Raw genomic sequence first — 24,908 nt, forward strand, 5'->3', positions numbered from 1 at the left:
GATAAGTCCTGCGATGTAACGATCTTCGTATGAAATTTGAGAACAGGAATATAAGTGCAGGATGCTTGAAAATCGTCGCTTTGTCATCATTGGTTTTTTTGCTTTAATAGGTCTAACATACTTATTGCGACTTTTCTACTTACAGGTACTGGATGACAGCTACTCCATTGAGTCATCGAGCAACTCCATCAAACGTGTGACTGAAATTCCGTTTCGCGGCCAGATTTACGACCGCACCGGAAAGCTCATCGTATACAACACGCCGGTTTATGACCTGCTTGTTACGCCGTACAAGGCCCGAGTTGATGATACGTTGCGTTTTTGTCAGGTTTTGGGAATCGAAAGAAGCGACTTTGACAGTCTGATGGCTGCGGCCAGCGCATACAGCCGGGTAAAACCTTCGCTGTTTTTACGGCAGCTTTCCAAAGAGGATTTTGCTTCCATTCAGGATATCATGGTGGATTATTCCGGTTTCGAGTTTGCCAAAAGCTCGCTGCGGACTTATACGGCGCCAACACTTGCCAATACGCTCGGCTACGTCAGTGAAATTACAAAAACGCAGCTGGAGAAGCAGGAAGAGCCTTATTACCGCCAGAGCGATTACATCGGGCAAAGCGGAATCGAGAAAATTTACGAGAATGAACTGCGTGGAAAACGCGGTACCAAGTTCGTCATGCAGAACGTAAGCGGCGTGTACAAAGGCCCTTGGAAAGGCGGGGAACTGGATACCATGGCCGTCGCCGGGGAAAATCTTTACTCCGGAATCGATCTGGAAGTGCAGCAGTATGCCGATAGTTTGATGGTGAACAAAGTGGGAAGCGTGGTTGCCATCGAGCCTAAAACCGGGCAGATTATTTCCATGGTTTCCGCTCCGACTTACGATCCCAATATTCTGGCAAGCCGTTATTTTTCCAAAAACTACGCTGCGCTTGCAAGAAATCCTTACAAGCCATTGTTCAACCGGCCGGTTATGGCCAGTTACAGGCCGGGTTCCACTTTCAAACTGATCCAGGCATTGATCGGACTTCAGGAAGGCGTGATTACGCCGGGAAGCGGTTTTACGCATGCGAATTGTCCCGTTGGCTGTCACAATCATCCGGCTACCGGAACCGTTGCACTGGGCGTGATGCATTCCTGCAACCCTTATTTTTACAATGTGTTCAGAAGGATCATTTACAAGAACAATATCAAAAATACCTTTAAAGCATCCGCTGTCGGGCTGGACAACTGGCACGATCAGATCAGTAAATTCGGAATCGGGCAAAGGCTGGGCATCGACCTTCCGAGCGAGTACAAGGGAAATTTACCTAATAAAAAATACTACGACCGTTTTTACGGCGAGTACCGCTGGAAGTTTTCCAATATTTATTCATTGAGTATAGGTGAAGGCGAGTTGCTGATCACGCCGTTGAAAATGGCCAACGTTGCGGCGATCATTGCCAATCGGGGCTATTTCTATACCCCGCACGTTATTCACGGAATCGGCGATAAGAAGAAAGTAAATCCTGAATACCTTGTCAGACATGAAACTGGCGTGGAGCCGCATAATTTTGAGCCTGTAATTGAAGGAATGATCGGCGCAGTGGAAGGCGGAACAGCGAGAAGATCCAGGGTCGAAGGCATTACGATCGCAGGAAAAACGGGAACATCGCAGAACAAAAGAGGCGATGACCATTCCATTTTCATTGCCTTTGCACCCGTTGAAGATCCTAAAATCGCCATCGCAGTTTTTGTTGAAAATGCCGGAGCCGGAGGGCAGGCCGCAGCACCGATCGCCAACCTGATCATAGAAAAATACCTTACCCGGAAAGTTACAAACAAGGCTCTTGAAGAAAGGATGATGAAGGCAGACCTGATGAGCAAGGTAATTCTGCCGGGACAGAAGAAGCCTTTGCCTGCAGACACGACTAAAAAGAAGCCGGTGACCGAAACCAAGCCTTCCGCAGCAAGGCCGTAAGCAATACTATCAACATTCAGCATTACAATCATTCAGAACATGTCGGAAACCAAGCCCATAACCAAAAATGTAGACTGGGTCGTTGTGCTCATTTACATTGCATGCCTTATGATCGGGTGGATTAATATCTATGCGGCCGTTTACAATCCGGAGGTGAATACCAGCATGTTTGACTTCAACAACAATGCCGGCAAGCAGCTGATGTGGATCGGGACTGCGGCGCTGCTGATCGTCTGTATTCTGGTCATTGACTACAAATTTTACGAGACGTTCTCGTTCATCATTTATGCGGTTGTCATTTTTCTTCTGGTAATGGTCCTTTTTGCGGGTTCCAACGTCAACGGATCAAGGTCGTGGATCAAGTTCGGGCCGGTTTCATTACAGCCGGCGGAATTTTCCAAACTGGCCATCAGTCTCGCTATTTCCAAGTATTTAAGCGATCCGGCGATCAGTCTGACGCGCAAGCTGAAAGATTATTATCCGATCCTGGGCATCATTGCCGTTCCCGCCTTGCTGATTCTTTTATCCAATGAAACCGGTTCCATGCTGGTTTTCGCGTCTTTTGCAATTGTTCTTTACCGCGAAGGAATGCCCGGGTTTATCCCGGCGATCGGCATTGTGATGGCTGCTTTGCTGATTATTACCTTATTATTTATCAAATGGTATATTGCCGCCGCTATTATCGTGATTGCCGGACTCGTAATATGGCTGATGCCGGTGATGACCAGAAGGAGAGGAGGGCTCTGGGCAACGATTCTGATTGCTGTTGTCATGATCGGGATTGTTTTCGGTGTTGACTTTTTCATGAATAATGTCCTTCAGAAGCACCAGCGCGGCCGTATTATGGTTTTGCTCGATCCGGATTCCGATCCGAGGGGAATCGGCTGGAATGTTATCCAGTCCAAAATTGCAATCGGATCGGGTGGCTTTACCGGGAAAGGGTTTTTACAGGGAACCCAGACCAAATTCGATTTCGTGCCCGAACAAAGTACCGATTTTATTTTCTGTACCGTAGGGGAAGAACACGGATTTATAGGCTCTGCAATTGTTGTTGTCCTGTTTATAGCATTGATTTCAAGGCTCGTAGTGCTTGCTGAAAGGCAGCGTAGCCGCTTTGCCAGAGTTTACGGCTACTGCGTGGCAGGAATTATTTTCTTCCATTTTATGGTCAATATCGGCATGACGATCGGGCTGATGCCGGTCATCGGGATTCCGCTGCCTTTTTTCAGTTATGGCGGTTCTTCCTTGTGGTCATTTTCAATTCTGCTCTTTATTTTCCTGAAAATTGATGCACAGCGGCCTTTTACACTTTCGAGAGGTTAGGCGATTATAATTTTCCTGCGGCCATAATCAGCAGAATCCATCCGATAATGAGCGCAACGCCGCCGATCGGTGCGGTTGCACCGAATTTGGTAATGCCGGTAAAACAGATGGCATAAAGCGATCCGGAAAAAATAATCACGCCGACTGCAAAGGCATTGCCCGACCAGCCCAGCAAACGGACAGCATCCGCACCTGCGCGCTGCATCAGTATTCCGACCAAAACCATCGCAATAGCATGATAAAACTGGTATTTGACGGCTGTTTCAAACGTGTCCGCTCTTCCCGAAGTTTCCAGCATTCCTTTTAATGCATGCGCGCCGAAAGCGCCAAGTGCAACGGCAAGAGCCCCAAGAATTCCGCCTGCCTGAATCATGAATTTCATAATGTTTATAAACAATGGTTTCTGTAAAGTGAGGAACTGCAGCCGGATTCCGATCAGCAGCCTGGCGGTAAAGTTAGGCCGCGATTGAGGCAGAACCAACTCTTTAAATCTATTTTATTATCTTGCGCGCTTTTAAAATAAAGCGGTTTCCGCACGCGGTTGATAGCGGAAATTAGATTTAAAATGAAGTTAGAACGCTTTATCCAGCTCTGGACACATCGCTATCACAAATATTCGCATATTCTGAAAGCCAATTTACTCGGTTATCGGGCCGGGCTTCATTTTAAAACTGTCAAGAGCAGGTTAAAGCAGGGCCGTAAGCTGGTGGCTGTAATCCGCACGGAACATTTCGGCGACATTGTAGCGGCCGAGCCGATTTCCCGATATGTGCGGTCGTTGTACCCGGATGCATACATTGTATGGTTTGTAAAGCCGGCTTTTCATGAACTGGTCGATTATAATCCTGCCATTGACGAAGTTTTGCAGGAATTCTGTGTGACGCAGAGGGAAGTACTGCTTCAAACCGGCGTATTTGACGAAGTGTTTCAGTTGCAGTTTAAAAACAATAATCACTGCCCGAAATGTCAGATTTTTATCGAAAATCCGGTGGCGGAAAAGCGTGATATAACCATTTTCAATTACTTTGATTACGGAAACCTGCTGGAAGTCTTTGCGCAATCCGGCGATTTGATCCCGGCAAAAACGGCATTTCCTGCTGACGATCAGCCCAGACTTTATTTGCAGAAAAAACATGCTGAAAAAGCGGATTCCCTGCATTTGAACAAAAAGTTCATTGTCATTCATTGTCAGTCCAATTATGCTCCGAAAGACTGGCCGGCAAAACACTGGGAAAAACTGGTGGAATGGCTTGCGGATCAATATGACTATGAAATCGTGGAAATCGGGCTGAAAAGCAATCTTGAAATTAAAACCGGGGCATACCGGAATTTGTGCGGCCAGTTGTCTATCCTGGAAACAGCGGAAGTTATTCGCCGGGCCAGTTTCTTTATTGGTCTGGACAGCGGCCCGTCGCATCTGGGCAATGCAACGGGCACTTTCGGGATTATTTTAATGGGGTCGCTCAATAATTTTCCACAGTATAATCCGTATTCCGGAAGCTACGGACGACAGGAAAATGCCTTGTTTGTCCGCCAGGACGGAATGCCGTGTTCCGCGCTTTCATTTGAGTTTGTGCGTGAAAAAGTAGCGTCCGTTCTGAACAGCCGCAAAGCTGAAAAGCAGAACTGATGCTTTACCTTGAACCAAAGATAGCGCTTCCGACGCGCACAAGCGTACTTCCTTCTTCTACCGCAATCGGATAATCGCCGCTCATTCCCATCGACAGTTCCTGCATCTTGACCTGATCGGATTCAAATTGTTTAAAGGAATCAAACAGGTTTTTTAATCCCCGGAATTCAGCCCTGATTTTCGTTTCATCATCCGTATTGGAAGCCATTCCCATTAATCCCTTGATTTTAACCGATTTATAAGACCTTAATTCTTCGGATTGCAGGATTTCCGCGGCTTCTTCTTCGGATAATCCGAATTTTGTTTCTTCACGCGCAATGAAAATCTGTAAAAGACAAGGAATAATGCGGTCGTTTTTTGCCGCTTCCTTGTTAATTTCTTTCAACAGTTTCAGGCTGTCAACAGAATGGATCAGCGACACGAAAGGCGCCATGTATTTCACCTTGTTGGTTTGCAAATGCCCGATCATATGCCATTCAATATCTTTCGGAAGCGCTTCGTATTTGGCAGCCATTTCCTGGACCTTGTTTTCACCAAACAGTTTGGATCCGGCATGGTAAGCTTCCAGGAGCATTTCCACAGGCTTGGTTTTCGTTACGGCAATTAGCCGGGTTCCCGGTTTGAGGCGGCTTTCTGTTTGTGCAATGTTTTCTGCAATGGAAGGCATCAGAATTGAATAAGATTTTGGTAAGCTGAATTATAAATTGAAAAAATAGGCATGGCAACAGAAATCGGCGTTAACTTATTTCAAAATTGAAAAAAACATAGTTCTTTTACCAACTAATTTCAAAAATTAACCTTCTGTATGGACTATAATCAAGAACAAAAGCAAGATAGAAAAACACTTTTATGGGCCGCTTTGGCTGTATTGTTATTGCTTAATCTCGTGCTTGTTTATTTTATATATCATGAAAAACAGGAAAATGTAGCAAAGGACGAAATTATTACAGCCAAAACAGAAGAAGTTTTATTTATAAAAACCAAGCTGGATTCCATTTCAGCAGAGCTGGACGTGAAAATTGCAGAAATTCAGAAACTGGGCGGAAGTGTGGATTCACTTGTGGTTCTGAAAGAAAGGCTTGAAAAGGACAAACGTGAACTGAAAAATGCAAATGCTTACTCAGCAGCCAGTTACAGCAAGAAAATCAAGTCTTATGAAACGATCCTGTCTGAAAAGGACAGTGAAATTACGCAACTGAGGCAGCAGCTTGGCATTGCCACTTCCAGAAATGAAGAACTGAACCAGAAAGTAACCGGCCTGGAATCCGAAAGGCAGCAGCTTGCTGATTCTGTTACCAGTTATTCCGTGCAAAACAGGGAATTAAGTGAAAAGGTGAATATTGCTTCTGCATTACGTGCTGAAAACCTGACCGTCAATGCGCTTTCGTCCAAAGGCAAAGAAAGCAAAGGCGGAAAATACCGTTCAAAAAGGATTGATAAACTGAAAGTGAACTTCCAGCTGGGAGAAAATGCCGTTGCACAGCAGAACAACAAGGAAATTTACCTGCGTATCCTGGATCCGGACGGAGCCGTTTTATCCGATATGGCAACGGGCTCGGGTTCATTTATGTATAATGGTCAGGAATTGATTTACAGTTCCAAAGAAACCGTTGCATTCAATAATTCCCGTCAGTCCGTCGATATTTTCTACGGCCGCGGCGGCATTCCGCTCAAAGACGGAAAATATTCGATTGAAGTATATACCGAAGGTTTCAAGATTGGTCAGGGCGAATTTACGGTAAAGTAGCGCAGAGGCTGAATAACTTGGTGTTAAGTAATGGCGGGGCTTGGAATTGTAAATTCCAGGCCTTATTTTTGCACCCTCATTTTGGTAGTTATGCCAAAATGAGGATTTTATTTACAATTTTATAATTAATCAATTACCGTATGTCTAAGCAATATGAAACGGTGTTCATTCTAACTCCCATTTTGTCTGAGGCCCAGGCAAAGGACGCCGTTGAAAAATTCACGACAATCATCACTGCAAATGGTGCAACGATTGTACATGAAGAAAACTGGGGATTGCGCAAGCTGGCCTACCCGATTCAGAAAAAAAACTCCGGTTTCTATCATGTGGTGGAATACACTGCATCTGAAGGAAACGTTGTGGATGTTCTGGAAACCGAATTTCGTCGTGACGAGCGTATTTTGCGCTTTATGACTATTGTCCTTGACAAGCATTCGATTGCTTACAATGAGAAGAAACGCAAAGGACTGGTTGGAAAGAAAAGAGAAGAATCTACTGAATCAAAAACCGAAAACGCATAAGCTATGTCACTAGTAAACGAACCGGTTGAGAAAAACATTAACCGCAAAAAATACTGCCGCTTCAAGAAATCCGGCATTAAATATATCGACTACAAGAATCCTGATTTTTTACTTAAACTGGTAAATGAGCAGGGAAAAATCTTGCCTCGCCGTCTGACAGGAACAAGCCTGAAATATCAGCGTAAAGTTTCCCAGGCTATAAAAAGAGCACGTCATCTGGCTTTATTGCCTTTTGTTGCTGATCAATTGAAATAAAACAGACAGAGCTACAAACAATGGAAATCATACTAATCACTGATATTGCAGGTGTAGGCTATAAAAACGATATCGTAAACGTGAAAGCAGGTTACGGTCGTAATTACCTTATTCCTCAGGGATTTGCATTACTGGCGAATGCCTCTAACCGCAAAATCGTTGCTGAAAACGTGCGTCAGGCTTCGCACAAGGCAGAAAAACTTAAAAAAGACGCGGAAGATATTGCAGCAGCAATCGGCGACATGACAATCGACATCCGTACGGTTGTAGGTGAAAGCGGCCGTATTTTCGGACGTGTAACCAATACACAGGTTGCAGATATCCTGAAATCAAAAGGTTTTGATATTGACCGTAAGAAAATTACTGTTGATGATGTAAAATCGGTTGGTACTTATTCTGCACTGATTGATCTTCACAAAGAAGTAAAACACAAAGTTACATTGAACGTTATTGCAGCGGAAGATTAATCTTTGATGTTTCAGATAAAGAAAATGGCAATCCGAAAGGGTTGCCATTTTCTTTGTTTATGATTGTAAGTAAGCTGATATTTAAAGGTTTGCGTTTCCTATAATGCAGGAATGCGCAGAACTTGTCCGGGATAAATCTTGTCAGGATCTGAAAGCATCGGCTTGTTTGCTTCAAAAATAACCGGATATTTCATCATATCGCCGTATACTTTCTGCGCAATTTTGGAAAGCGTATCGCCTTTTTCAACCGTATGGTATGTAGCTTCCGGGGACGGCGTAGCGACCGTTAGCCGGTTATCAACCAGCTGAACACCTTCCACATTTCCGACTGCAAGTGCTATTTTCTCTGCATCTTCCTGCTTTGCAACTTCGCCTTCAATTGTGACGGTATCACCGGAAGTTTTTACGGTCAGTTTGTTATATGCAAGACCAAGTGACTTGACATGTGCCAGTAATGCGCTTGCCCTCAGCGGTTCAGTTTCAGGAGCAGGCGCAGCCGTTTCTTCTTTTTTAAATACTTTTTCTCCGACACCTTTTAAAAACGATAGTAAGCCCATGAGTTAGTGATTTTGCTTGAGTGATTAATTGAATTACTGTTGTTAAAATTTGGTATAATGAACCATATTGTAGCAAGAGCAATTATTATACCAGCATTATCTATAAATTACTGAGGCTTAAACCTGTTTTCAGCCTGCGCTTTGTACTTTTGCAGCAGGTAAAACAACGCCGGCCCGTATCGCAAAATAAATGAACCGCAACACATCGCTAGAAAAACTTAAAAGGGAAGAATTTGATATCTGTATTATCGGGGCAGGGGCTAGCGGTGCCGGATGTGCATTGGATGCTGTTTTACGCGGATACAAAGTGGCCATTATTGACAGAAAGGACTTTGCCTCCGAAACTTCTTCCAGATCAACAAAACTTATTCACGGTGGCGTAAGATATCTCGAGCAAGCCGTTAAGAAACTGGATTTTGCGCAGTTGAAACAGGTAAAACACGGGCTGGAAGAAAGGCATATCGTGCTGAACAATGCGCCGCACCTGGCCCGGCCACTGGCGTTGCTGACACCGGTAAACTCCTGGATTGAAGGTTTGTACTATAAAATCGGATTGCAGATTTATGACACCTTTGCAACCAAGGACTCGCTTCCGAAAAGCAAATGGCTGAGTAAAAAGGAAGTACTTGAAAAAATGCCTTCGCTGGACCGGAAAACACTTCATAGCGGCGTACTTTATTACGACGGACAGCTTGATGACGCACGTTACTGCCTTGCATTGGTGCAGTCTGCTTCGGAAGCAGGCGCTGTTGCCGCGAATTACATTGAGGTAAACGGCTTTGAAAAAGATGAGAAAGGAAAGGTAAATGCCGTAACGGTCAGCGATATACAATCCGGAAATACATTTACGATCAAAAGCCGGATGATCATCAATTGTACGGGGCCTTTTTCGGATAAAATCAGGTTGGCGGCGAACCCGAAGCTGCCGGAACGGATACGTCCAAGCAAAGGCGTGCATGTGGTGCTGCCTTATGAAACGCTGAACAGCGAATATGCCATGCTGATTCCAAAAACTTCCGACGGACGTGTTGTGTTTGCAATTCCGTTTGAAGGCGCCATGATCATCGGGACCACGGATACGGAATGCAGGGATATAAACGCAGAACCGACTTTGAATCAGAAAGAAAAGCAGTATTTAGTTGATACCTTGAATCCATATCTGGCCAGAAAAATCGACATTTCAAAACTGAAAGCCGGTTTCGGAGGTTTGAGGCCGTTGCTTTCTGCCGATCCTTCCAAGTCTACAAAAAGCCTGTTGCGCGACCATGAAATTGAAATGGACAGACATTCCGGTTTGATAAGCTTGCTTGGCGGCAAATGGACTACGTACCGCCTGATGGCAAAAGATACGATTGATGTGGCTGATGAAATTTTTAAAAAGGAAAACAGCTGTGTAACAGATCAGTATGTGTTGGCAGGCGGGGAAAATTACAATCCCGGACTATGGAAGCAATTACAAACGGAGTTTGGTTTTGAAGAAGATATCTGCAGACATCTTGTCAGAAAGTATGGCTCGCGGGCCACACGCATCGGCGCTTTGACTTTGAACGATCCTGCTTTGAAACAACGGCTTAGCGCTCAGTATCCATACATAAAAGCGGAAGTAATGTATGGCATTCAGCATGAAATGGTTGTAACGCCCAGGGATTTTCTGGCCAGAAGAATACGTCTGGAAATTACGGATTGGAAGGAAACGCTGCATTGTCTGCCGGTTGTTGCAGAACTGATGGCACAATCACTGGGCTGGAATGAAGAAGAAAAGCAAAAGCAGGTTGCAAGTTATTCGGCGGAGTTAAAAAAGTATATATCGGATGCCGGTTAACCTGCTGTCGATCAATTAAAAAGGGCAGTTTAACCAAACAAAAAGATCCTTTCAGTTTTAAAAACAAAAGGATCTTTTTTATAAATGCTAAATCTCAGATTAACCGCCAACAGCTAAAAGCCAACAGCTTTAAAATACAGTCGAACTTTTGAAGTCTTTTTCATCCATTCTGATGACTTTGGCAAGTGTTTGCAAAATGGAATCATGCTTTTTCACAAACGGGTTCGCCTCATCCCATACGTAGCCGGCAAGAACGGAGCAAATCTGGTATTTAATGCTTTTTTCAATATTGCTCGCAAATACAATGGTTTGAAAATCACCGTTATACCAGCCGGTAACATAACTTCTGAAAACATCAATTCCTTTCTGGATCACATTTTCATAATCCTTTTCCCAGTTCACTGTTTCACCCTGTAAATGTTTGTGCGTCATTTTAGCAGAAAGTAACCCTGAAGCGGTTGCAAAAGTTACGCCCGACGAAAAAATAGGGTCAAGAAATTCGGTGCTGTTGCCGGAAAGCACAAATCCTTCTCCGAACATTTTTTTCACACCAATGGAATAACCCAGAATATGGCGTGGTTCGAATTTGAAATCCGCCTGGGTGAAACGTCCCTGAAGATCATCAAATTCCCGGATAAATTTCTTGTATTTCTCTCCGCCGTTTGCAGCCAGTTCAATGATTTTTTCCCTGTTGCCGACAATGCCGACGGAAGTTGAGCCATCTGAAAACGGAATCGCCCAGATCCAGGATTTATTGTCGTCAAATGAATGTACGAATATGTTGTTTCCTGCTTTTTCAGTGCGTTTCTTATCTTCCAGATGAGAAAAAACAGCACCTCTTGGACTGAATGCGGAAGGTTTGCTCAGATCAAACAACCTGGGCAGTACGCGTCCGTACCCGCTGGAATCAATGATAAACTGGCACTCAATCTGATGGATTGTTCCGTTCACATCTTTATATACAATGAGTTGCTTGTCAGCACTGCATTCTACTTCAAGGACTTCACATTCAAAATGCACATTAACGCCTTTGGCTTTTGCGGCTTCGGCCAGTGTGTTGTCAAAGTCTGCCCTTTTTACCTGCCAGGTCCACGTCCAGCCTTTGGTAAATTGTTCCTCAAAGAAAAATTCACATTTCTTTTCACCGCGGACAAATGCTGCACCGGTTTTTTTCTGGAAATTTCTGGCCTTTACTGCTTCCAGAAGCCCGCATTCTTCCAGATGCTCCATGCAGCACGGCAGCAGACTTTCACCGATCTGGAAACGGGGAAACTTTTCTTTTTCCAGAATAGTGACGTGATAACCCTGTTTTTTTAAATAAGAAGCTGCAACGGTTCCGGCTGGTCCGGCTCCGATAACTACAACATCAACTGTTTGCATGATCAGGCATTTTTGACTTTTTGAATGAGTTTATCTTTGTTTACGAAGGAAAAACACGTTACAAATGCACTTACCGTAACGCCCAGGATTCCATGCAGGGAAATGTTCTGGCCGGTTAAATGCAGGTTGGGAATTCTTGTTTTTGTGTTGATCTGTGTCCGCGCCGGCGAAGCGGAATCTTTCATAACGCCGTATAAAGAGCCGTCTTTGTTACCGATATAATCCCGGAAAGTAAGCGGCGTAGCGCTGTGCACGTGTTTTATCTTTTCCGAAATTCCGGGAAATACGTTTTCAAGCTGCGCAATTACTTTCTTTTCCTTATCCGATTTGAATTTTTCATATGCTTCATTGCGTTCGCCGGGCTCGGCCACCGTCCTGAAAGTATCGCTCCACTGATCCGTCTCCGACGATTTCATGTAAGTCATCACCGACATGGAATCCGCGTATTCTCCTGTTCGGGAAATTCGGGGTGTGCAAATGAAATAAGTCTGGGGCCAGGTCGCTTCATCATAATGTACGCCGTCCCAAACGTCGTCCAGATGATGCTGATAAATGTTGTAATTGAGGTATTTAAAAGTTTGTTCTTTAAACGCAATGTGCACGAGAAAAGTAGAAATGCTGTTTTCAAGGTTCTGAACACGGTTTTTGTAAACACCCAGAAAACGCTCATGTCCAAAAATATCGATGGTGACGGACGGGTGCACATTGGAAATAAAATGTTTTCCAGCAAACGTTTCGCCGTTATCCAGCACTACTTCCCGGATTGCTCCTTTATCATCGTAATTGGCGGAAACTACTTTTTTGCGCTTGTGGATTACGCCTCCGTGCCGGCGGATGGATTTGCTCATCTGAATGGCAATCTGCGAGCCGCCGTCAATGAATTTATAGGCACCGGAAAGGTAACTTTTCATAATCAGCGCATGTACGTAAAACGGTGTTTTTTCCTTTACGCCTGCATAAAGCAGGTTGGAACCGGCCAGTACATTTCGCAAACGGACATTTTCAGTTAGTGAAGCAATGTAATCGTATGCATTCAGTTCCAGAACTTCTCCGTCCATATGATAATTCTCGTTGGAAATGCTGAGGTTGTACAACGGAAATTTGTCACAGATTTCCTGAATTTTGGAACAGTACGTTTCAATGGCCGATTTATCCTGCGGAAAGTAACCGATCAGCTTTTCCCGGAATTTGTCCATGCCTTGCGCATAGCTGAATTCGCTGCCGTCGTCAAACCGGATTACATCAAACCCGTTATCGTCCATCCGGTACAGTTTGAGTTTGTCCAGAATTCCGAAATAACGGAAGAACTGATAAAGGTTTTCGCCTTCGTCCAGGCCGCCGACATAATGAACACCCGTATCAAAAATGCTTTTGTTCCTGCTGTAAACCTGCAAATTGCCGCCTAGCTGATTGTTTTTTTCAAGAACTGCGACGCTGAAACCTTCCATTGCCAGAATAGTTGCGCAAGCCAGCCCGCCGAGGCCGCTTCCCACGATTACAAAATCAAATTCTTTTTGACTGGCGGAAGATTGCATTTAAATGGCAATTGAAAAAGTGAATAATCTGGTATTTATTAATCGGCAGTCTGTTCCTGACGCCGTTTCAGAATGAACAGCACATTGGACGTACTGCTGGAATGTTCGTGCATCTCACAGCTCAGTCTGTGCTTTTCGGCAAATGTCCGGATGTCTTCGGAAGTAAAGAAATGGAACGGATTTTCTTTTTTATTGAATGAAAAAATTCCTGTTGACAATGCTTCGGTTGCTTTCGTATTTCTGTGTTTTTGCTCGTTGTCCGCAATGCCGTCACGGATGAAAATAATGCCGTCTGCATTCAGTGCCGATGCACAGCGTTCCAGTAAGACAAGCTGTTTTTCTCCGGATAAATAATGCAGGATGTCATTCAGGAAAATGACATCGCATTTATCGAAAATGGCAGACATCACATCCTGAAACACAAATTTCAGATTTTCTGTTTTGTTGTAGCTGTTCTGGGCAATTCGTATTTTTTCTTCGTCATAATCAATTCCGGTAATTTGCCTTTCTTCATTTTTGTAATGCAGGTAAAAGGAAAGATAGCCGTACCCGCAGCCGATATCCAGAATGCGTTTTTTGTCTGCAACAAGCTCGTTATAAAAAGCATAGTTCCGGCTTTCCAGCTTCCATTTGATCTTGAAATACCATTCCAGCACCGGCCCTTTGAAGACATAATTGGTGAATACTTTATGCTTCATATACGCCGGATTTTCCATTTCCTGCTGATAGGAAGCAAATTCCGATTTAAAATAAGCCGCAACGGATTTGGTTTTATCCCGAAGCTGTGTGCCCCATTTCGGGTCCTGATAACGGATACGCGGAAGTACGCGCACGTTCAACGCACCGGAACGGATCAGGAAATCGCCTTTGGGCAGAACTTCGGAAGCGCCGTGAATGAGAATGGGTTGTATGTCAAGGCCAAGCTGTTCGGCAAGATGAAAAGCGCCTTTATGAAACCTTCCGATTCTGCCGTCTTCCGAACGCGTGCCTTCGGGAAAAATCAGCAGCGAATAGCCGTCCGCAACCAGTTCTTTTACTTTTTCAAGGTTTTCTTCCGGCCCGTTTTCGGTATAGATATAACCCGCATGCCGGATCATCGGACCAAAAAAAGGAGAATTGTAAACCCAGCCTTTCACCATCAGAACGATTTTCGGGTTCAGCATGATGGTCAGCAGGATATCCAGAAAAGAAGTATGATTGGCGATGAAAATAACGGGCTGGGCCGGTTGAAGGTTTTCAAGCCCTGAAATGTTCTTTTTCACATGCGGGCCGGAATAAATAACGGTTTTGGCATAAAATGAAAGCGAACGGTTGATCATTTCTCTTTTCTTCTTGCCCGGCACCGGCAGCAGCAAAATGATCAGGAGCTGGAACTGCATGAAGAAACAGCCGGCCACAAAGTAGGTAAAGCTGGAAATACTGATCAGAAAAGGCAGCATGGTTACGGGCGCCCTTTTTCTGGAAATCCTGTTCTGAACAAAATAATCGAACAAAACGGGTTGAAAAACAAAGGAAATAAACAGAATGCACACAATGCCCAGCACGCTGATGAGCGCAATGGAATGGATGGCCGGATGCTCGGCAAAAATCAGCACGCCGGTACCGATGATGGTGGTTGTTGCGGATAACACAATGGCGGACTGATAGGAGCGGAGCGTATCTTTTCCGTACTTGTATTTACTCAGCAGCCCGTCTGTTACAAAAATGCTGAAATCATCGCCAAGCCCGAAAATAAACGTCGTGACAATGACATTGACAAAATTGAATTTAATATCCAGAATGGCCGCAATCCCGAGAATCCAGATCCAGCTTATGACCATCGGCAGAAATGACAAAATCGTCAGTTCAATTCTTCCGTACACAATCAGCAACGTAAAGAACACAATGGATGCAGAAACGAGCAGCAGGTAATTGAAGTCGTCTTTTACCAGCGTAAGCAGTTCGCCGGCGAGTTCGCCGCGGTCAAAAATAACGGCGCCGTTAACAGAGCGCAGTTCCTTTTTTACATGTGCAAGCTGGTTTTGCGGAACGATCAGCGTGGAAATGTAAGTTGTTCCCGATGCTCCGGAGTCGATCAGATTATCAATTCCCGTTTCCTGAAAAAGCGTATCCAGTGAAACAGCGTTCTGATGCTGGCCTGCAATCCAGTCTTTAAAATCATTGAACGCATACGCATTGAAACCGTTTTTTGCCGCAGCCCGGTCCAGAATACTGTAAGTCGTTTCCTTTTGCCTGAAATTCCAGAATGCATACCATTCGCTGTTGCGCTGCCTTCTCAGATTTTCCGGAATCAGGAACAGCCCCGACGAAACAAAACTGCTGATTTTATTACTTTGCTTCAGTGCTTTCAGTTTTTGATAAACATTGTAATTGATATTTTGCGCCGTTTCGGCGGACTGGCTTGCTGCAAAAACATAAATCCGCTTTTCCGTTCTCGGGTCAATTCCCGTAAGTGCTTCCTCACGGTTTTTCAGATCTTCATTCTGAATGCTGAGGTTTTCGAGGCTGCTGTCAAAAGTTGTAAACTGAGCGAAATAAAGAAAAACCAGCGTGAGCAGAGCAATTACGCCGAGAATGACAGAACGGGATCTGGAATTTATTTGCGGAAAACGGAATGATTGTTTTTCCTGCGGAATTTTATGGTAATCAAAAGAAAAGGACGAAAGGATGACGGGTAAAATAATGAGCGTAAAAAGCGCAGCCCCAAGCAAACTTAAAGATGAAAAAAAGCCAAAATCCTGCAATACGGACGAATTGGCAAAATGCAGCGCACTGAACGCCATAACGGTTGTAAAACTGCCCGTAAGCAATGGCCCGCTTACTTCCCGGATCGCCAGCTGAATGTTCCGGGTATGCCGCAGATGTGTAAAAAAATGGAAAGCATAATCCAGCAAAATCCCAAAGATAACCGCACCGGTTGCCAGTGAAATGCCGGAAACTTCCGGACGGAAATAGCCGGTAATCCCAAGTGCAAAAATGGCCCCGAACAAACCGGGCAGTACAATATAAACCGGAATCAGCAGCTTGCGGTAATAAATAACAAGTAAAAGCAGTATGCCTGCAAGCGCAATGAATGAAGTAAGATAGGAATCCTTTTTGACCTGAATCGCATTCCGGGCCGCTATCTCGAAAGTGCCGAAATAATTGAAATGATTAAACCGGCTTTGTCGGTTCCATTTTGATCGGAATGCTTCGGTCAGGTTGAACAATTCCACATTTTTTTCGGAATCGCCGGAATCAAAACTGGTTGAGGCTAGAATCAGCAGTTGTTTGCGGTCGCTGCTGAACATCATTCCGTCTTCCATAACAATCCTGCCGCTGTTACTGACCTCGTTCAGTTCCCGGAAATACTTTCCCGTAATACCGAGCGGATCGTTGATAATGAATTGTTTCAGGAAAGTGCCGCCGGGCGTCAGAAGCTGATTGTAAGTAGATTTTACGGCCGAGCGGATCGTGTCGGGAATCAGCCTGGAACGGATATGCGCATAATAGGAAGTATCAATAAGCTGGGGAAAATGCGTGAACGCATACTGATAAACATCTTCCTGAACATCGGGCCGCTCGGCCTGAATATTCCTGATATAACCTTTGGTATATCTTCGTAACGAGTCCGAAAAAGCCTCGGCAAGCGCGCGTGCATCGTCGGTTGTGGTTTCAGCCGGAATGTCAACGGCAAATACGATCTGATTGATGATGTTCTTGCTTTCGACCAGCCGGTTGAATTCTTCGAAGCTTTTACCTTTCGGCAAGGTGGCAAAAATACTTTCCGTTACTTTTAAACGTGAAATCCCGGCAAGCAGAAAACCGGTAAGAAAAATCAGACCAAGAAAAAAGGCAGTTTTGTTAGAGGAAAGGAATTTGTTCAGCCTTACAAGTAAATCTCCGACCATTGAAACGGGAACGTGGATGTGAAGCAAAATTACAAAATTGTGAAGATCTGACAACTTGCTGTTACACGGAAAGTGCCGCTTTACGGCTTGTCAAAACCATCAAAAAAGATTTATTTTACAGATATTTAATTAGCCATCCTTAAATGAATCATATTTCCTTAGATCAGATTGAGCAGTATGCTTTTGAAAAGAAGGAATTTATCTTGACCGAAGACGCGCTCGGCAAAGTTTCGGAATCATTTGATTTTCTAACCGATTTCTCCAGAGACAAAATCATTTACGGGATCAATACGGGTTTCGGGCCGATGGCGCAATACCGGATTGAAAGTGATAAACTCAATCAGCTGCAATATAATCTGATCCGCAGCCATTCCAGCGGAACGGGAAAGCCGCTGAATGAAACGTATGCACGCAGTGTCATCGTTGCCCGGCTGAATTCCTTTTTACAGGCTAGTTCCGGCATCAGTACGGGTGTTATAAAGCAGCTGGTTTTATTTTTGAACAAAGGAATTGTACCCGAGATTTTCGAACATGGAAGCGTAGGCGCAAGCGGCGATCTGGTGCAGTTGTCGCATTTAGCGTTGAATCTGATTGGTGAGGGCTATGTCTATGAAAATGGAATCCGTTGCAAAACAGCCGATTTGCTGGCAATAAAAGGCATTGAACCGCTCAGAATGGAATTGCGTGACGGCCTCGGCCTGATTAACGGAACTTCCTGCATGACCGGAATAGCGGCTGTAAACCTTATTTATGCAAAAAGGCTTGTTCAATGGGCTACGGCAGCCTCTTCCATGCTGAACGAAATCATTGAAGCATTTGATGACTCGTTTTCAAAAGAACTCAATGCTGTCAAGCACCATAAAGGACAGCAGCTTGTGGCACAGCAAATGCGTGATTTTGTCGCCGGCAGCAGGCTTATAAGGAGTCGTGACGAACTTTTTAAGGACGATACGGCCATGCAGCGTAAGGAATTTGACCGTAAAATTCAGGAATATTATTCCATACGCTGTGTCCCGCAAATTCTTGGTCCCATTCTGGATACCATTCATTATGCGCAGGAAGTAGTTGAAAACGAATTGAATTCGGCCAATGACAATCCGGTTGTGAGCATAGAAGCCAACAATGTTTTCCATGGCGGCAATTTTCACGGGGATTATATTTCGCTGGAAATGGACAAGGTTAAAATCGTGCTGACCAAACTTTCCATGCTGATGGAGCGTCAGCTTAATTTCCTGATGAACAGCAAGCTGAACGGCAAATTTCCGCCTTTCCTTAATGCCGGAACCTGGGGCCTGAATTTCGGATTTCAGGGAATACAGTTTACGGCTACTTCCACAACGGCAGAAAATCAGGCATTGTCCGGTTCGGTTTACGTTCATAGCATACCGAACAACAATGATAATCAGGATGTTGTGAGCATGGGAACAAACAGTGCCGTGCTCGCGCGCCAGGTTCTGGAAAATTCATTTCAAGTGATGGCCATTCACATCATGGCGATTTGTCAGGCGATTGATTTGCTGGATCCAGAAGAAAAAGATAAACTCTCTCCGAACGCCAAATCGGTTTACAAACAGATTCGTGAAAAGGCATATTTTATAAAAGAAGATGAGCCGCAGGCGGAAAACATAGCGGCAGTTTGTGAATACATGAAAGAAAACCCGTTTACATTATGAACTGTGCATTGGTAACAGGCGCTTCAAGAGGATTGGGCAGGGCCATTGCCGTTCAGTTAGCCATAGACCACGGATTTTACATGCTGGTGAATTATGCTTCGAACCGGCATGCTGCCGAAGAAACGCTGGCTGCTATTACTGCGAATGGCGGGCAAGGTGAAATTATTCATTTCAATGTACAGGTGAAACCGGAAGTGGATGCGGCTTTGAATGAATGGAAAGAAAAAAACGAAAACAAGTTCATCCGTGTGCTGGTGAATAATGCCGGGATCACGCGCGACGGATTATTCATGTGGATGCCGGAAAATGACTGGGACGACGTCATGAACATATCAGTAAAAGGGTTTTATAACGTTACACAGAATGTCATTCAGCAAATGCTGCGGAAGCGCTCCGGCCGCGTTGTAAACATTGCGTCCTTGTCCGGGCTGAAAGGCGTTGCGGGACAAACCAATTATTCTGCGGCAAAAGGGGCCATGATTGCAGCCACAAAGGCGCTCGCGCAGGAAGTAGCCAAACGCAACATTACAGTAAATGCCGTTGCGCCGGGCTTTATAACCAGTGACATGACCAAAGACCTGAATGAGGACGAACTTAAAAAGATGGTTCCGATGAACCGATTCGGAAATGCCGAGGAAGTGGCGCATCTGGTCAGTTTTCTGGTTTCGGACAAAGCAGGTTACATTACAGGAGAAGTAATCAATATTAATGGAGGAATTTATTCATAAATGAGTCAGCGAGTTGTTGTCACCGGAATCGGGATTTATTCCTGCCTCGGCCAGAACTTGGGTGAGGTAACCCAGTCATTATATGCCGGCAAAAGCGGGATTGTTTTTGATCAGCAGCGGAAAGATTTTGGTTTCCGTTCCGCGCTGACGGGAATGGTTCAGGAACCGGACCTCAAAAACCAGCTTTCCAGAAGGCAGCGGCTGGGCATGCACCAGCCTGCCATTTATGCGTATGTCGCTACGAAAGAAGCGCTGGATATGTCGGGGCTGGATATTGATTTTCTTGAAAAATCGGAAACCGGCATCATCTTCGGAAATGACAGTACGGCGGCTTCCATTATAGAAGCCGTTGACCGGGCAAAGGAAAAAAAGGATACAACGCTGATCGGAAGCGGCGCCATTTTCCAGAATATGAACAGCACGGTGAACATGAACCTGTCCACCATTTTCAAGCTGAAAGGCATCAACTTTACATTGAGCGCCGCATGTGCTTCGGGTTCGCATTCCATTGGCATGGGCTATCTGATGATCAGTCAGGGACTGCAGGAAAGAGTGATCTGTGGCGGCGCGCAGGAAATCAATCCTTCTTCCATGGCCAGTTTTGACGGTCTGGGAACATTTTCAGTGCGGGAATCGGAACCGCAGAAAGCATCTCGGCCGTTTGACAAAGACCGCGACGGCCTTATTCCGAGCGGCGGGGCCGCAACCGTTATACTGGAATCATACGAAGCCGCTGTAAAAAGAGGTGCGCCGATTCTTGCCGAACTGATCGGTTACGGATTTTCCTCCAACGGCGACCATATTTCAAATCCAAGCGTTGACGGCCAAATCCGTTCGCTTAGAATGGCACTGAAACAGGCGCAGGTTACAACCCATGAAATTGATTACATCAACGCTCATGCAACTTCCACAGTCGTGGGTGACGGCAGTGAAGCAAAGGCTATATATGAAGTTTTCGGGGCAGACGTTCCGGTAAGTTCAACCAAATCCATGACGGGGCACGAATGCTGGATGGCCGGAGCGAGCGAAATCGTGTATTCCATACTGATGATGCAGCATTCGTTTATTGCGCCCAACATCAACTTTGAAAATCCGGACGAGGATTCTGCACGGATCAACATCATTCCGGAAACAAAGCAACAGCCAATTGATTGCTTCCTGTCAAATTCCTTTGGTTTCGGAGGAACCAATTCTACGCTGATCCTGAAGAAAGTTTAATTGTGCTAACTTATCTTTCTTGTGCCATTTCGTAATCGGCAATTGCCTGCCGTGAAAAAGATGTATTTTTGTTTTACACTGAAAACATGTAAATTGATTCAGTCTGCAGTTTAAAGGTGATAATTGTATCAGAAATTATCATTTTAATAATCCGGAAATTTTAAACTATCAGCAGGAATAAATTAATTTTGTAGCCATGTATATTAATGATGTAAAAATGAATTGGGAAGAAGTTATTGAAGAAACCCGTGATTTTTTGTCCGAGGAATTTGAGATAGACCGAAATCTTATTCTTCCTGAAAATAACCTGAAAGACACACTGGATCTGGACAGCCTTGATTATGTTGATCTTGTCGTGCTGATTGAGGAAAATCTGAATATCAAGATTACAGGAGAAGATTTCAAGGAAATTGTCACTTTCGGCGATTTTTTCAAGCTCGTTCGCAAGAAACTCGCACTGTAACCTATGAGCCGTTGGGACGGGAAGACAAAAGGATCACTTGCGGGTTATAAAATATTTCTGTTCTTTATTAATTCCCTCGGGATTGATTTTGCGTACCGCCTGCTGCGTATCGTTACAGGTTATTACTTTCTGATGGCTGCCAAGCCCAGAAATGCACTGCTCGATTTTTATCAGAACGGACTTCAGATTCCGTCCATTAAAGCAAAATTCCTTGCCCGTAAAAATTTCTATGTGTTCGGGCAGACACTTGTGGACCGCGCTGCTTTTCTGCTCGGTAAAAACGAGAAATTTGTCCATACCTTTGAAAATGAGCAATATCTGCTTGATATACGCGATGCGGGAAAAGGCGGGATACTGCTCAGCGCACATCTCGGTAACTGGGAAACGGCAGGAAATCTGCTGAAAGGACGGGTTGCTTCCGCGATCAATATTGTGATGCTCGATGCAGAAGTGGAAAGTATCAAGCAATACATGGATCTTTCAACCGGCGGTTCGCATTTCAAGGTCATTGCCATCAAAGACGATCTGTCGCATATTATTTCGATCCGCAATGCATTGCTTGGCAACGAGTTCATTGCCATTCACTGCGATCGCTATCTGGACGGGGCAAAATATATAGAGCTGGATTTTCTGGGTAAAAAAGCAAAGTTCCCGTACGGGCCGTTTGTCATTGCATCCAAATTTGAAGCACCGGTTACCTTTGTTTTTGCAGCCAAAAACGGCAAGTACAGTTATCACCTGAGCGCAACGTTGCCGATTACCGAAAAGCTGAAACCGGAGGTAATTGCGAAGTTGTACGTAGCGGAACTTGAAAAGAAAGTAAGGCAGTATCCGGAGCAATGGTTTAATTATTTCAACTTTTTCAATTGATGCTGATCGCCAGAAATGTCATGGAAAGCTGGATTCCGCACCGGGAGCCTTTTGTTATGATTGATAACCTGCTGCTTGCAACAAAGGAAGTTTTCGAGTCAGACTTTTTTATAAAAAGTGATAACATGCTGGCGCAAAACGGCTTTTTTCAGGAAACCGGACTGATTGAAAACATTGCACAAACCTGCGCCGCCGCATTCAGCTATCTGGATGCAGAAAAGCATGAAAATCCGCGCATGGGCTTTATCGGAGCTATTTCCAGACTTCGGGTATACGAACTTCCGGCAGTAAATTCGGGTATTGTCACGGTTGTAAATCCGTTGCACCAGCTGGAAAACATCTATCTTGTAAAAGGCGAAAACTGGCAGGATGGACGTAAATTGCTCAGTTGCGAAATGAAAATTGTGGTTTCGCAGTAATTTTCAATGATTCAAAAAGCATGATTACCTCAGAAATCAGGATTGATATTCGATTTAGTGAAACCGACGCCATGGGCGTTGTATGGCATGGAAACTATCTGAAATTTTTTGAGGACGGACGCGAAGCTTTCGGAAAAGAACACGGGCTGGAATATCTGACCATTTTTGATAACGGTTATTTTACGCCCATCGTCAAATCGGAAATCGAACATAAGTCGCCGGTTTATTACGGACAGGTCATTAAAGTCATTACCCGTTATATTCCGGCAAAGTCGGCCAAGTTGCTGTTTGAATATGAAGTAGTTAATATGACTACGGGCGAAATCAGCGCAATTGGCAAAACCATGCAGGTTTTTCTGAACAGGGAAACGCGGACGCTGGAACTGGTCACGCCGGATTTCTACAGAAACTGGAAAGAAAGAAACGGAGTTAGTAAATAAAAAGCCATTTTACTGCAACTGGAAATGACCTACATCGGTGCGGAGTTGATGATTAGCCCATTAGGAAAAACCACAGAAGAAAACCGTACGGCAATGACCGCTAACCGGTCCGGGATTTCACTGATCGCGGATGCAGGTTTTGACCACCAAAATCTGTTTTTATCAAAAATGACGGATCTGGACGGTCCTGGAAAATTTACGCGTCTGATCATACAAGCCGTTGAAGCCATCAGGAATGAAATGGACGACGCTGTGTTGCTTTCGGAACGGACTATATTCGTGATCAGTTCGACCAAAGGCGATCCGGAGCAAATAAATGATCCTTTTAACGCACCAGTTTCGGCGGTACAGCAAAAATTCAACCTTGCAAATCGTCCGCTCGTTATTTCAAGTGCCTGTATTTCAGGAATCGTTGCCATAAACACGGCGCATCATCTGATCCATGCAAAACTTTACGACCATGCCGTTGTAATTGGCTGCGATGTGCTTTCGGACTTTGTTGTTTACGGTTTCCAGTCGCTTTTCGCCATTGGAGACACGCCGTGCAAGCCGTTTGATGCCGCGCGGAACGGGATTTCAATCGGTGAAGGCTGCGGTGCAGTCGTGATTTCGGCTTCTGAAAATATTTTTAAAAATGCTCCTTTGCAATTGCTTGCCGGCACGACTGCCAACGATGCCAATCATATTTCCGGACCTTCAAGAACAGGCGAGGGGCTTTTCCGGAGCGTAAAGAAAACGATGGAAAAAAACGGCATTGCAGCAGATGAGCTGGATTTTATTTCGGCGCACGGAACGGCAACGGTGTTTAATGACGAAATGGAATCCATCGCTTTTGATCGTCTTGGCATGAGTACCATTCCGTTGAACAGTCTGAAAGGCTATTTCGGGCATACGCTTGGCGCGGCAGGAATTATTGAAACCGCAGCTTCCATGCAAATGATCCGGAACGGTATTTTGTTCAAAAGCCTTGGTTTTCAGGAGCAAGGTACTTCGAAAGCCCTGAATATTGTTTCGGGGAACACGGTGGCAAATCCTGAAACTATTTTAAAAACGGCATCGGGTTTTGGAGGCGGAAATGCTTCCCTTATTCTCAGAAGCTTATGAAATTCATTACGGCATATGCCCATTTGAAGGAGAACATTTGTGCAGTCAACGGCGAAATGATCTGCAGGCGTGACAAGGATTCCGGCGATTCCTGGTTTAAGCAAATTTACAAGCAGCAGGAATTCGTTTATCCTAAATTTCACAAGATGGACGTGCTGTCGCAGGCAGGATTCCTGACTTCGAAACTGATCAAACGTGCCAATCCGCAATTTGCCGAAAAGTATAAGGATGATGAAATAGCCATGCTTTTTGCAAACCAGTCAGGCAGCGCCGAAACGGATCAGAAATTTGTTCATGCTTATCGGAACGGTGCGCCAAGTCCGTCGCTGTTTGTGTATACTTTGCCCAATATCGTCATGGGTGAAATTGCCATTCTCAACAAATGGTATGGAGAAAGTCTGTTTGCCGTTTTGCCTGAATTTGATCCGGAATTTTATATAAACCATTGTCATATACTGCTGTCGGCAGGTTCTGAAGCGGTACTTTGCAGCTGGCTTGAGATAGCAGGAAACCAAATTGATGTTTTTACGTTTCTGATTGAAAAAGAAGGTGAAAACAGGTCTGAATTTACTGCGGATAATTTGTCAAAAATTGCTTTTGCAGGCAATTTGCATAAAACTGAAATTAACGCCAATTATTAATATTAGTCATGGATGATTTAAAGGAAGAACTTAAAAGACAACTGATCGAACAGCTCAATCTGGAAGAAATTACACCGGCCGATATCGACGACGACACCTTGCTGTTCAGCGACAAAGGCCTTGGGCTGGACTCGATAGATGCGCTGGAACTTATTGTGCTGCTCGAAAAATACCACGGCATTCAGGTTACAAAACCGGAAGAAGGCAAGGAAGTCTTCAGGTCTGTTAATTCAATGGCCGAATATATCCTCAAAAGAAAAGGCTGATT

General features: G+C 44.6%; 24 protein-coding genes. 18 read left to right on the forward strand and 6 right to left on the reverse strand.

All coding sequences use genetic code 11. From position 1 onward, the window contains the following. Positions 1–61 precede the first annotated feature (61 nt). Together mrdA and rodA are read left to right on the forward strand one after the other, a co-directional pair. Positions 62–1,957 (forward strand): penicillin-binding protein 2, encoded by a 1,896-nt coding sequence (mrdA, locus tag FEM33_RS02970; protein WP_229214059.1) that lies wholly within the window; start codon positions 62–64, stop codon positions 1,955–1,957. A 39-nt stretch (positions 1,958–1,996) separates the two neighbouring features. Then, positions 1,997–3,280 carry a rod shape-determining protein RodA gene (rodA, locus tag FEM33_RS02975; RefSeq protein WP_139010628.1) on the forward strand — a complete coding sequence of 428 codons (1,284 nt, stop codon included), beginning with the start codon at positions 1,997–1,999 and terminating at the stop codon, positions 3,278–3,280. 4 nt (positions 3,281–3,284) lie between these two features. Here the strand turns inward: rodA and FEM33_RS02980 are convergent, their stop codons facing one another. Next, the gene (locus tag FEM33_RS02980) at positions 3,285–3,662 is read right to left on the reverse strand and encodes a DUF423 domain-containing protein (RefSeq protein WP_139010629.1); all 378 of its coding nucleotides are present in this window, start codon (positions 3,660–3,662) and stop codon (positions 3,285–3,287) included. 183 nt (positions 3,663–3,845) lie between these two features. On the opposite strand from FEM33_RS02980, the gene FEM33_RS02985 reads away from it, so the two are divergent. Then, on the forward strand, positions 3,846–4,910 hold the full coding sequence (locus tag FEM33_RS02985; protein ID WP_139010630.1) for a glycosyltransferase family 9 protein: 1,065 nt from the start codon (positions 3,846–3,848) through the stop codon (positions 4,908–4,910). Positions 4,911–4,914: 4 nt separating this feature from the next. Here the strand turns inward: FEM33_RS02985 and FEM33_RS02990 are convergent, their stop codons facing one another. After that, positions 4,915–5,577 carry a YggS family pyridoxal phosphate-dependent enzyme gene (locus FEM33_RS02990; RefSeq protein ID WP_139010631.1) on the reverse strand — a complete coding sequence of 221 codons (663 nt, stop codon included), beginning with the start codon at positions 5,575–5,577 and terminating at the stop codon, positions 4,915–4,917. 138 nt (positions 5,578–5,715) lie between these two features. Between FEM33_RS02990 and FEM33_RS02995 the strand changes: the two genes are divergently transcribed. The 4 genes from FEM33_RS02995 (at position 5,716) to rplI (ending at position 7,900) form a co-directional block, all read left to right on the forward strand. Then, the gene (locus FEM33_RS02995; protein ID WP_139010632.1) at positions 5,716–6,657 is read left to right on the forward strand and encodes a DUF8428 domain-containing protein; all 942 of its coding nucleotides are present in this window, start codon (positions 5,716–5,718) and stop codon (positions 6,655–6,657) included. 140 nt (positions 6,658–6,797) lie between these two features. Next, complete coding sequence (rpsF, locus tag FEM33_RS03000) at positions 6,798–7,178, forward strand: 30S ribosomal protein S6 (RefSeq protein ID WP_139010633.1); 381 nt, start codon at positions 6,798–6,800, stop codon at positions 7,176–7,178. A gap of 3 nt (positions 7,179–7,181) precedes the next feature. After that, positions 7,182–7,433, forward strand: coding sequence for a 30S ribosomal protein S18 (rpsR, locus tag FEM33_RS03005; protein WP_138280541.1), 252 nt, complete (start codon positions 7,182–7,184; stop codon positions 7,431–7,433). Between the two features lie 20 nt (positions 7,434–7,453). Continuing rightward, the gene (gene rplI, locus FEM33_RS03010; protein WP_138280540.1) at positions 7,454–7,900 is read left to right on the forward strand and encodes a 50S ribosomal protein L9; all 447 of its coding nucleotides are present in this window, start codon (positions 7,454–7,456) and stop codon (positions 7,898–7,900) included. A 98-nt stretch (positions 7,901–7,998) separates the two neighbouring features. Here the strand turns inward: rplI and lysM are convergent, their stop codons facing one another. Then, positions 7,999–8,457 (reverse strand): peptidoglycan-binding protein LysM, encoded by a 459-nt coding sequence (lysM, locus tag FEM33_RS03015; RefSeq protein WP_139010634.1) that lies wholly within the window; start codon positions 8,455–8,457, stop codon positions 7,999–8,001. Between the two features lie 190 nt (positions 8,458–8,647). On the opposite strand from lysM, the gene FEM33_RS03020 reads away from it, so the two are divergent. Beyond that, a complete protein-coding gene (locus FEM33_RS03020; protein WP_139010635.1) occupies positions 8,648–10,279 on the forward strand; it encodes a glycerol-3-phosphate dehydrogenase/oxidase in 1,632 nt (543 codons plus the stop codon). A 129-nt stretch (positions 10,280–10,408) separates the two neighbouring features. Here the strand turns inward: FEM33_RS03020 and FEM33_RS03025 are convergent, their stop codons facing one another. From FEM33_RS03025 to FEM33_RS03035, 3 genes are read right to left on the reverse strand one after another with little or no spacing between them, the layout of a single operon-like run. After that, positions 10,409–11,659, reverse strand: a complete 1,251-nt coding sequence (locus FEM33_RS03025) for an NAD(P)/FAD-dependent oxidoreductase (protein ID WP_139010636.1) — start codon at positions 11,657–11,659, stop codon at positions 10,409–10,411. A 2-nt stretch (positions 11,660–11,661) separates the two neighbouring features. Next, the gene (locus tag FEM33_RS03030) at positions 11,662–13,194 is read right to left on the reverse strand and encodes a phytoene desaturase family protein (RefSeq protein ID WP_139010637.1); all 1,533 of its coding nucleotides are present in this window, start codon (positions 13,192–13,194) and stop codon (positions 11,662–11,664) included. Between the two features lie 38 nt (positions 13,195–13,232). After that, the gene (locus FEM33_RS03035) at positions 13,233–17,111 is read right to left on the reverse strand and encodes a trifunctional MMPL family transporter/lysophospholipid acyltransferase/class I SAM-dependent methyltransferase (protein WP_229214060.1); all 3,879 of its coding nucleotides are present in this window, start codon (positions 17,109–17,111) and stop codon (positions 13,233–13,235) included. Positions 17,112–17,227: 116 nt separating this feature from the next. On the opposite strand from FEM33_RS03035, the gene flxA reads away from it, so the two are divergent. The 10 genes from flxA to FEM33_RS03085 all read left to right on the forward strand — a co-directional run bounded on the left by flxA (position 17,228) and on the right by FEM33_RS03085 (position 24,906). After that, positions 17,228–18,757 (forward strand): flexirubin biosynthesis tyrosine ammonia-lyase FlxA, encoded by a 1,530-nt coding sequence (flxA, locus tag FEM33_RS03040; protein WP_139010638.1) that lies wholly within the window; start codon positions 17,228–17,230, stop codon positions 18,755–18,757. After that, positions 18,754–19,485 carry a flexirubin biosynthesis SDR family reductase FlxB gene (gene flxB / locus FEM33_RS03045; protein ID WP_139010639.1) on the forward strand — a complete coding sequence of 244 codons (732 nt, stop codon included), beginning with the start codon at positions 18,754–18,756 and terminating at the stop codon, positions 19,483–19,485. The genes flxA and flxB overlap by 4 nt, the downstream gene beginning before the upstream one ends. Then, positions 19,486–20,703, forward strand: a complete 1,218-nt coding sequence (locus FEM33_RS03050) for a beta-ketoacyl-[acyl-carrier-protein] synthase family protein (RefSeq protein ID WP_139010640.1) — start codon at positions 19,486–19,488, stop codon at positions 20,701–20,703. It abuts the gene before it with no gap. Positions 20,704–20,920: 217 nt separating this feature from the next. Then, a complete protein-coding gene (locus tag FEM33_RS03055) occupies positions 20,921–21,166 on the forward strand; it encodes a phosphopantetheine-binding protein (protein ID WP_171036487.1) in 246 nt (81 codons plus the stop codon). Between the two features lie 3 nt (positions 21,167–21,169). Further along, complete coding sequence (locus FEM33_RS03060; RefSeq protein WP_139010641.1) at positions 21,170–22,036, forward strand: lysophospholipid acyltransferase family protein; 867 nt, start codon at positions 21,170–21,172, stop codon at positions 22,034–22,036. Next, positions 22,036–22,455 carry a hotdog family protein gene (locus tag FEM33_RS03065; protein WP_139010642.1) on the forward strand — a complete coding sequence of 140 codons (420 nt, stop codon included), beginning with the start codon at positions 22,036–22,038 and terminating at the stop codon, positions 22,453–22,455. The genes FEM33_RS03060 and FEM33_RS03065 overlap by 1 nt, the downstream gene beginning before the upstream one ends. Positions 22,456–22,475: 20 nt before the next feature. After that, the gene (locus FEM33_RS03070) at positions 22,476–22,895 is read left to right on the forward strand and encodes an acyl-CoA thioesterase (protein WP_139010643.1); all 420 of its coding nucleotides are present in this window, start codon (positions 22,476–22,478) and stop codon (positions 22,893–22,895) included. Between the two features lie 93 nt (positions 22,896–22,988). Further along, entirely contained in the window at positions 22,989–23,999 is a 1,011-nt protein-coding gene (locus tag FEM33_RS03075) for a beta-ketoacyl synthase N-terminal-like domain-containing protein (RefSeq protein ID WP_229214061.1), read from the forward strand. Continuing rightward, positions 23,996–24,640 (forward strand): hypothetical protein, encoded by a 645-nt coding sequence (locus tag FEM33_RS03080; RefSeq protein WP_139010645.1) that lies wholly within the window; start codon positions 23,996–23,998, stop codon positions 24,638–24,640. Before FEM33_RS03075 ends, FEM33_RS03080 begins: the two co-directional genes overlap by 4 nt. A gap of 8 nt (positions 24,641–24,648) precedes the next feature. Next, entirely contained in the window at positions 24,649–24,906 is a 258-nt protein-coding gene (locus tag FEM33_RS03085; protein WP_139010646.1) for a phosphopantetheine-binding protein, read from the forward strand. The last annotated feature ends 2 nt before the right edge of the window (positions 24,907–24,908 follow it).

It is taken from the genome of Dyadobacter flavalbus (assembly GCF_006149045.1).
Classification (GTDB): Bacteria; Bacteroidota; Bacteroidia; order Cytophagales; family Spirosomataceae; genus Dyadobacter; species Dyadobacter flavalbus.

Bases quoted from the DNA above. Each gene is read 5' to 3' on its own strand.
- FEM33_RS03050 (WP_139010640.1), top strand. From the start codon at position 19,486: ATGAGTCAGCGAGTTGTTGTCACCGGAATCGGGATTTATTCCTGCCTC.
- FEM33_RS03070 (WP_139010643.1), top strand. From the start codon at position 22,476: ATGATTACCTCAGAAATCAGGATTGATATTCGATTTAGTGAAACCGAC.
- FEM33_RS03025 (WP_139010636.1), bottom strand. From the start codon at position 11,659: ATGCAAACAGTTGATGTTGTAGTTATCGGAGCCGGACCAGCCGGAACC.
- FEM33_RS03055 (WP_171036487.1), top strand. From the start codon at position 20,921: ATGAATTGGGAAGAAGTTATTGAAGAAACCCGTGATTTTTTGTCCGAG.
- lysM (WP_139010634.1), bottom strand. From the start codon at position 8,457: ATGGGCTTACTATCGTTTTTAAAAGGTGTCGGAGAAAAAGTATTTAAA.
- FEM33_RS03065 (WP_139010642.1), top strand. From the start codon at position 22,036: ATGCTGATCGCCAGAAATGTCATGGAAAGCTGGATTCCGCACCGGGAG.
- FEM33_RS03030 (WP_139010637.1), bottom strand. From the start codon at position 13,194: ATGCAATCTTCCGCCAGTCAAAAAGAATTTGATTTTGTAATCGTGGGA.
- FEM33_RS03020 (WP_139010635.1), top strand. From the start codon at position 8,648: ATGAACCGCAACACATCGCTAGAAAAACTTAAAAGGGAAGAATTTGAT.
- FEM33_RS02990 (WP_139010631.1), bottom strand. From the start codon at position 5,577: ATGCCTTCCATTGCAGAAAACATTGCACAAACAGAAAGCCGCCTCAAA.
- FEM33_RS03080 (WP_139010645.1), top strand. From the start codon at position 23,996: ATGAAATTCATTACGGCATATGCCCATTTGAAGGAGAACATTTGTGCA.
- FEM33_RS03060 (WP_139010641.1), top strand. From the start codon at position 21,170: ATGAGCCGTTGGGACGGGAAGACAAAAGGATCACTTGCGGGTTATAAA.
- flxA (WP_139010638.1), top strand. From the start codon at position 17,228: ATGAATCATATTTCCTTAGATCAGATTGAGCAGTATGCTTTTGAAAAG.
- rpsF (WP_139010633.1), top strand. From the start codon at position 6,798: ATGTCTAAGCAATATGAAACGGTGTTCATTCTAACTCCCATTTTGTCT.
- FEM33_RS02995 (WP_139010632.1), top strand. From the start codon at position 5,716: ATGGACTATAATCAAGAACAAAAGCAAGATAGAAAAACACTTTTATGG.
- mrdA (WP_229214059.1), top strand. From the start codon at position 62: ATGCTTGAAAATCGTCGCTTTGTCATCATTGGTTTTTTTGCTTTAATA.
- flxB (WP_139010639.1), top strand. From the start codon at position 18,754: ATGAACTGTGCATTGGTAACAGGCGCTTCAAGAGGATTGGGCAGGGCC.
- FEM33_RS02980 (WP_139010629.1), bottom strand. From the start codon at position 3,662: ATGAAATTCATGATTCAGGCAGGCGGAATTCTTGGGGCTCTTGCCGTT.
- FEM33_RS03075 (WP_229214061.1), top strand. From the start codon at position 22,989: ATGACCGCTAACCGGTCCGGGATTTCACTGATCGCGGATGCAGGTTTT.
- FEM33_RS02985 (WP_139010630.1), top strand. From the start codon at position 3,846: ATGAAGTTAGAACGCTTTATCCAGCTCTGGACACATCGCTATCACAAA.
- rpsR (WP_138280541.1), top strand. From the start codon at position 7,182: ATGTCACTAGTAAACGAACCGGTTGAGAAAAACATTAACCGCAAAAAA.
- FEM33_RS03085 (WP_139010646.1), top strand. From the start codon at position 24,649: ATGGATGATTTAAAGGAAGAACTTAAAAGACAACTGATCGAACAGCTC.
- rodA (WP_139010628.1), top strand. From the start codon at position 1,997: ATGTCGGAAACCAAGCCCATAACCAAAAATGTAGACTGGGTCGTTGTG.
- rplI (WP_138280540.1), top strand. From the start codon at position 7,454: ATGGAAATCATACTAATCACTGATATTGCAGGTGTAGGCTATAAAAAC.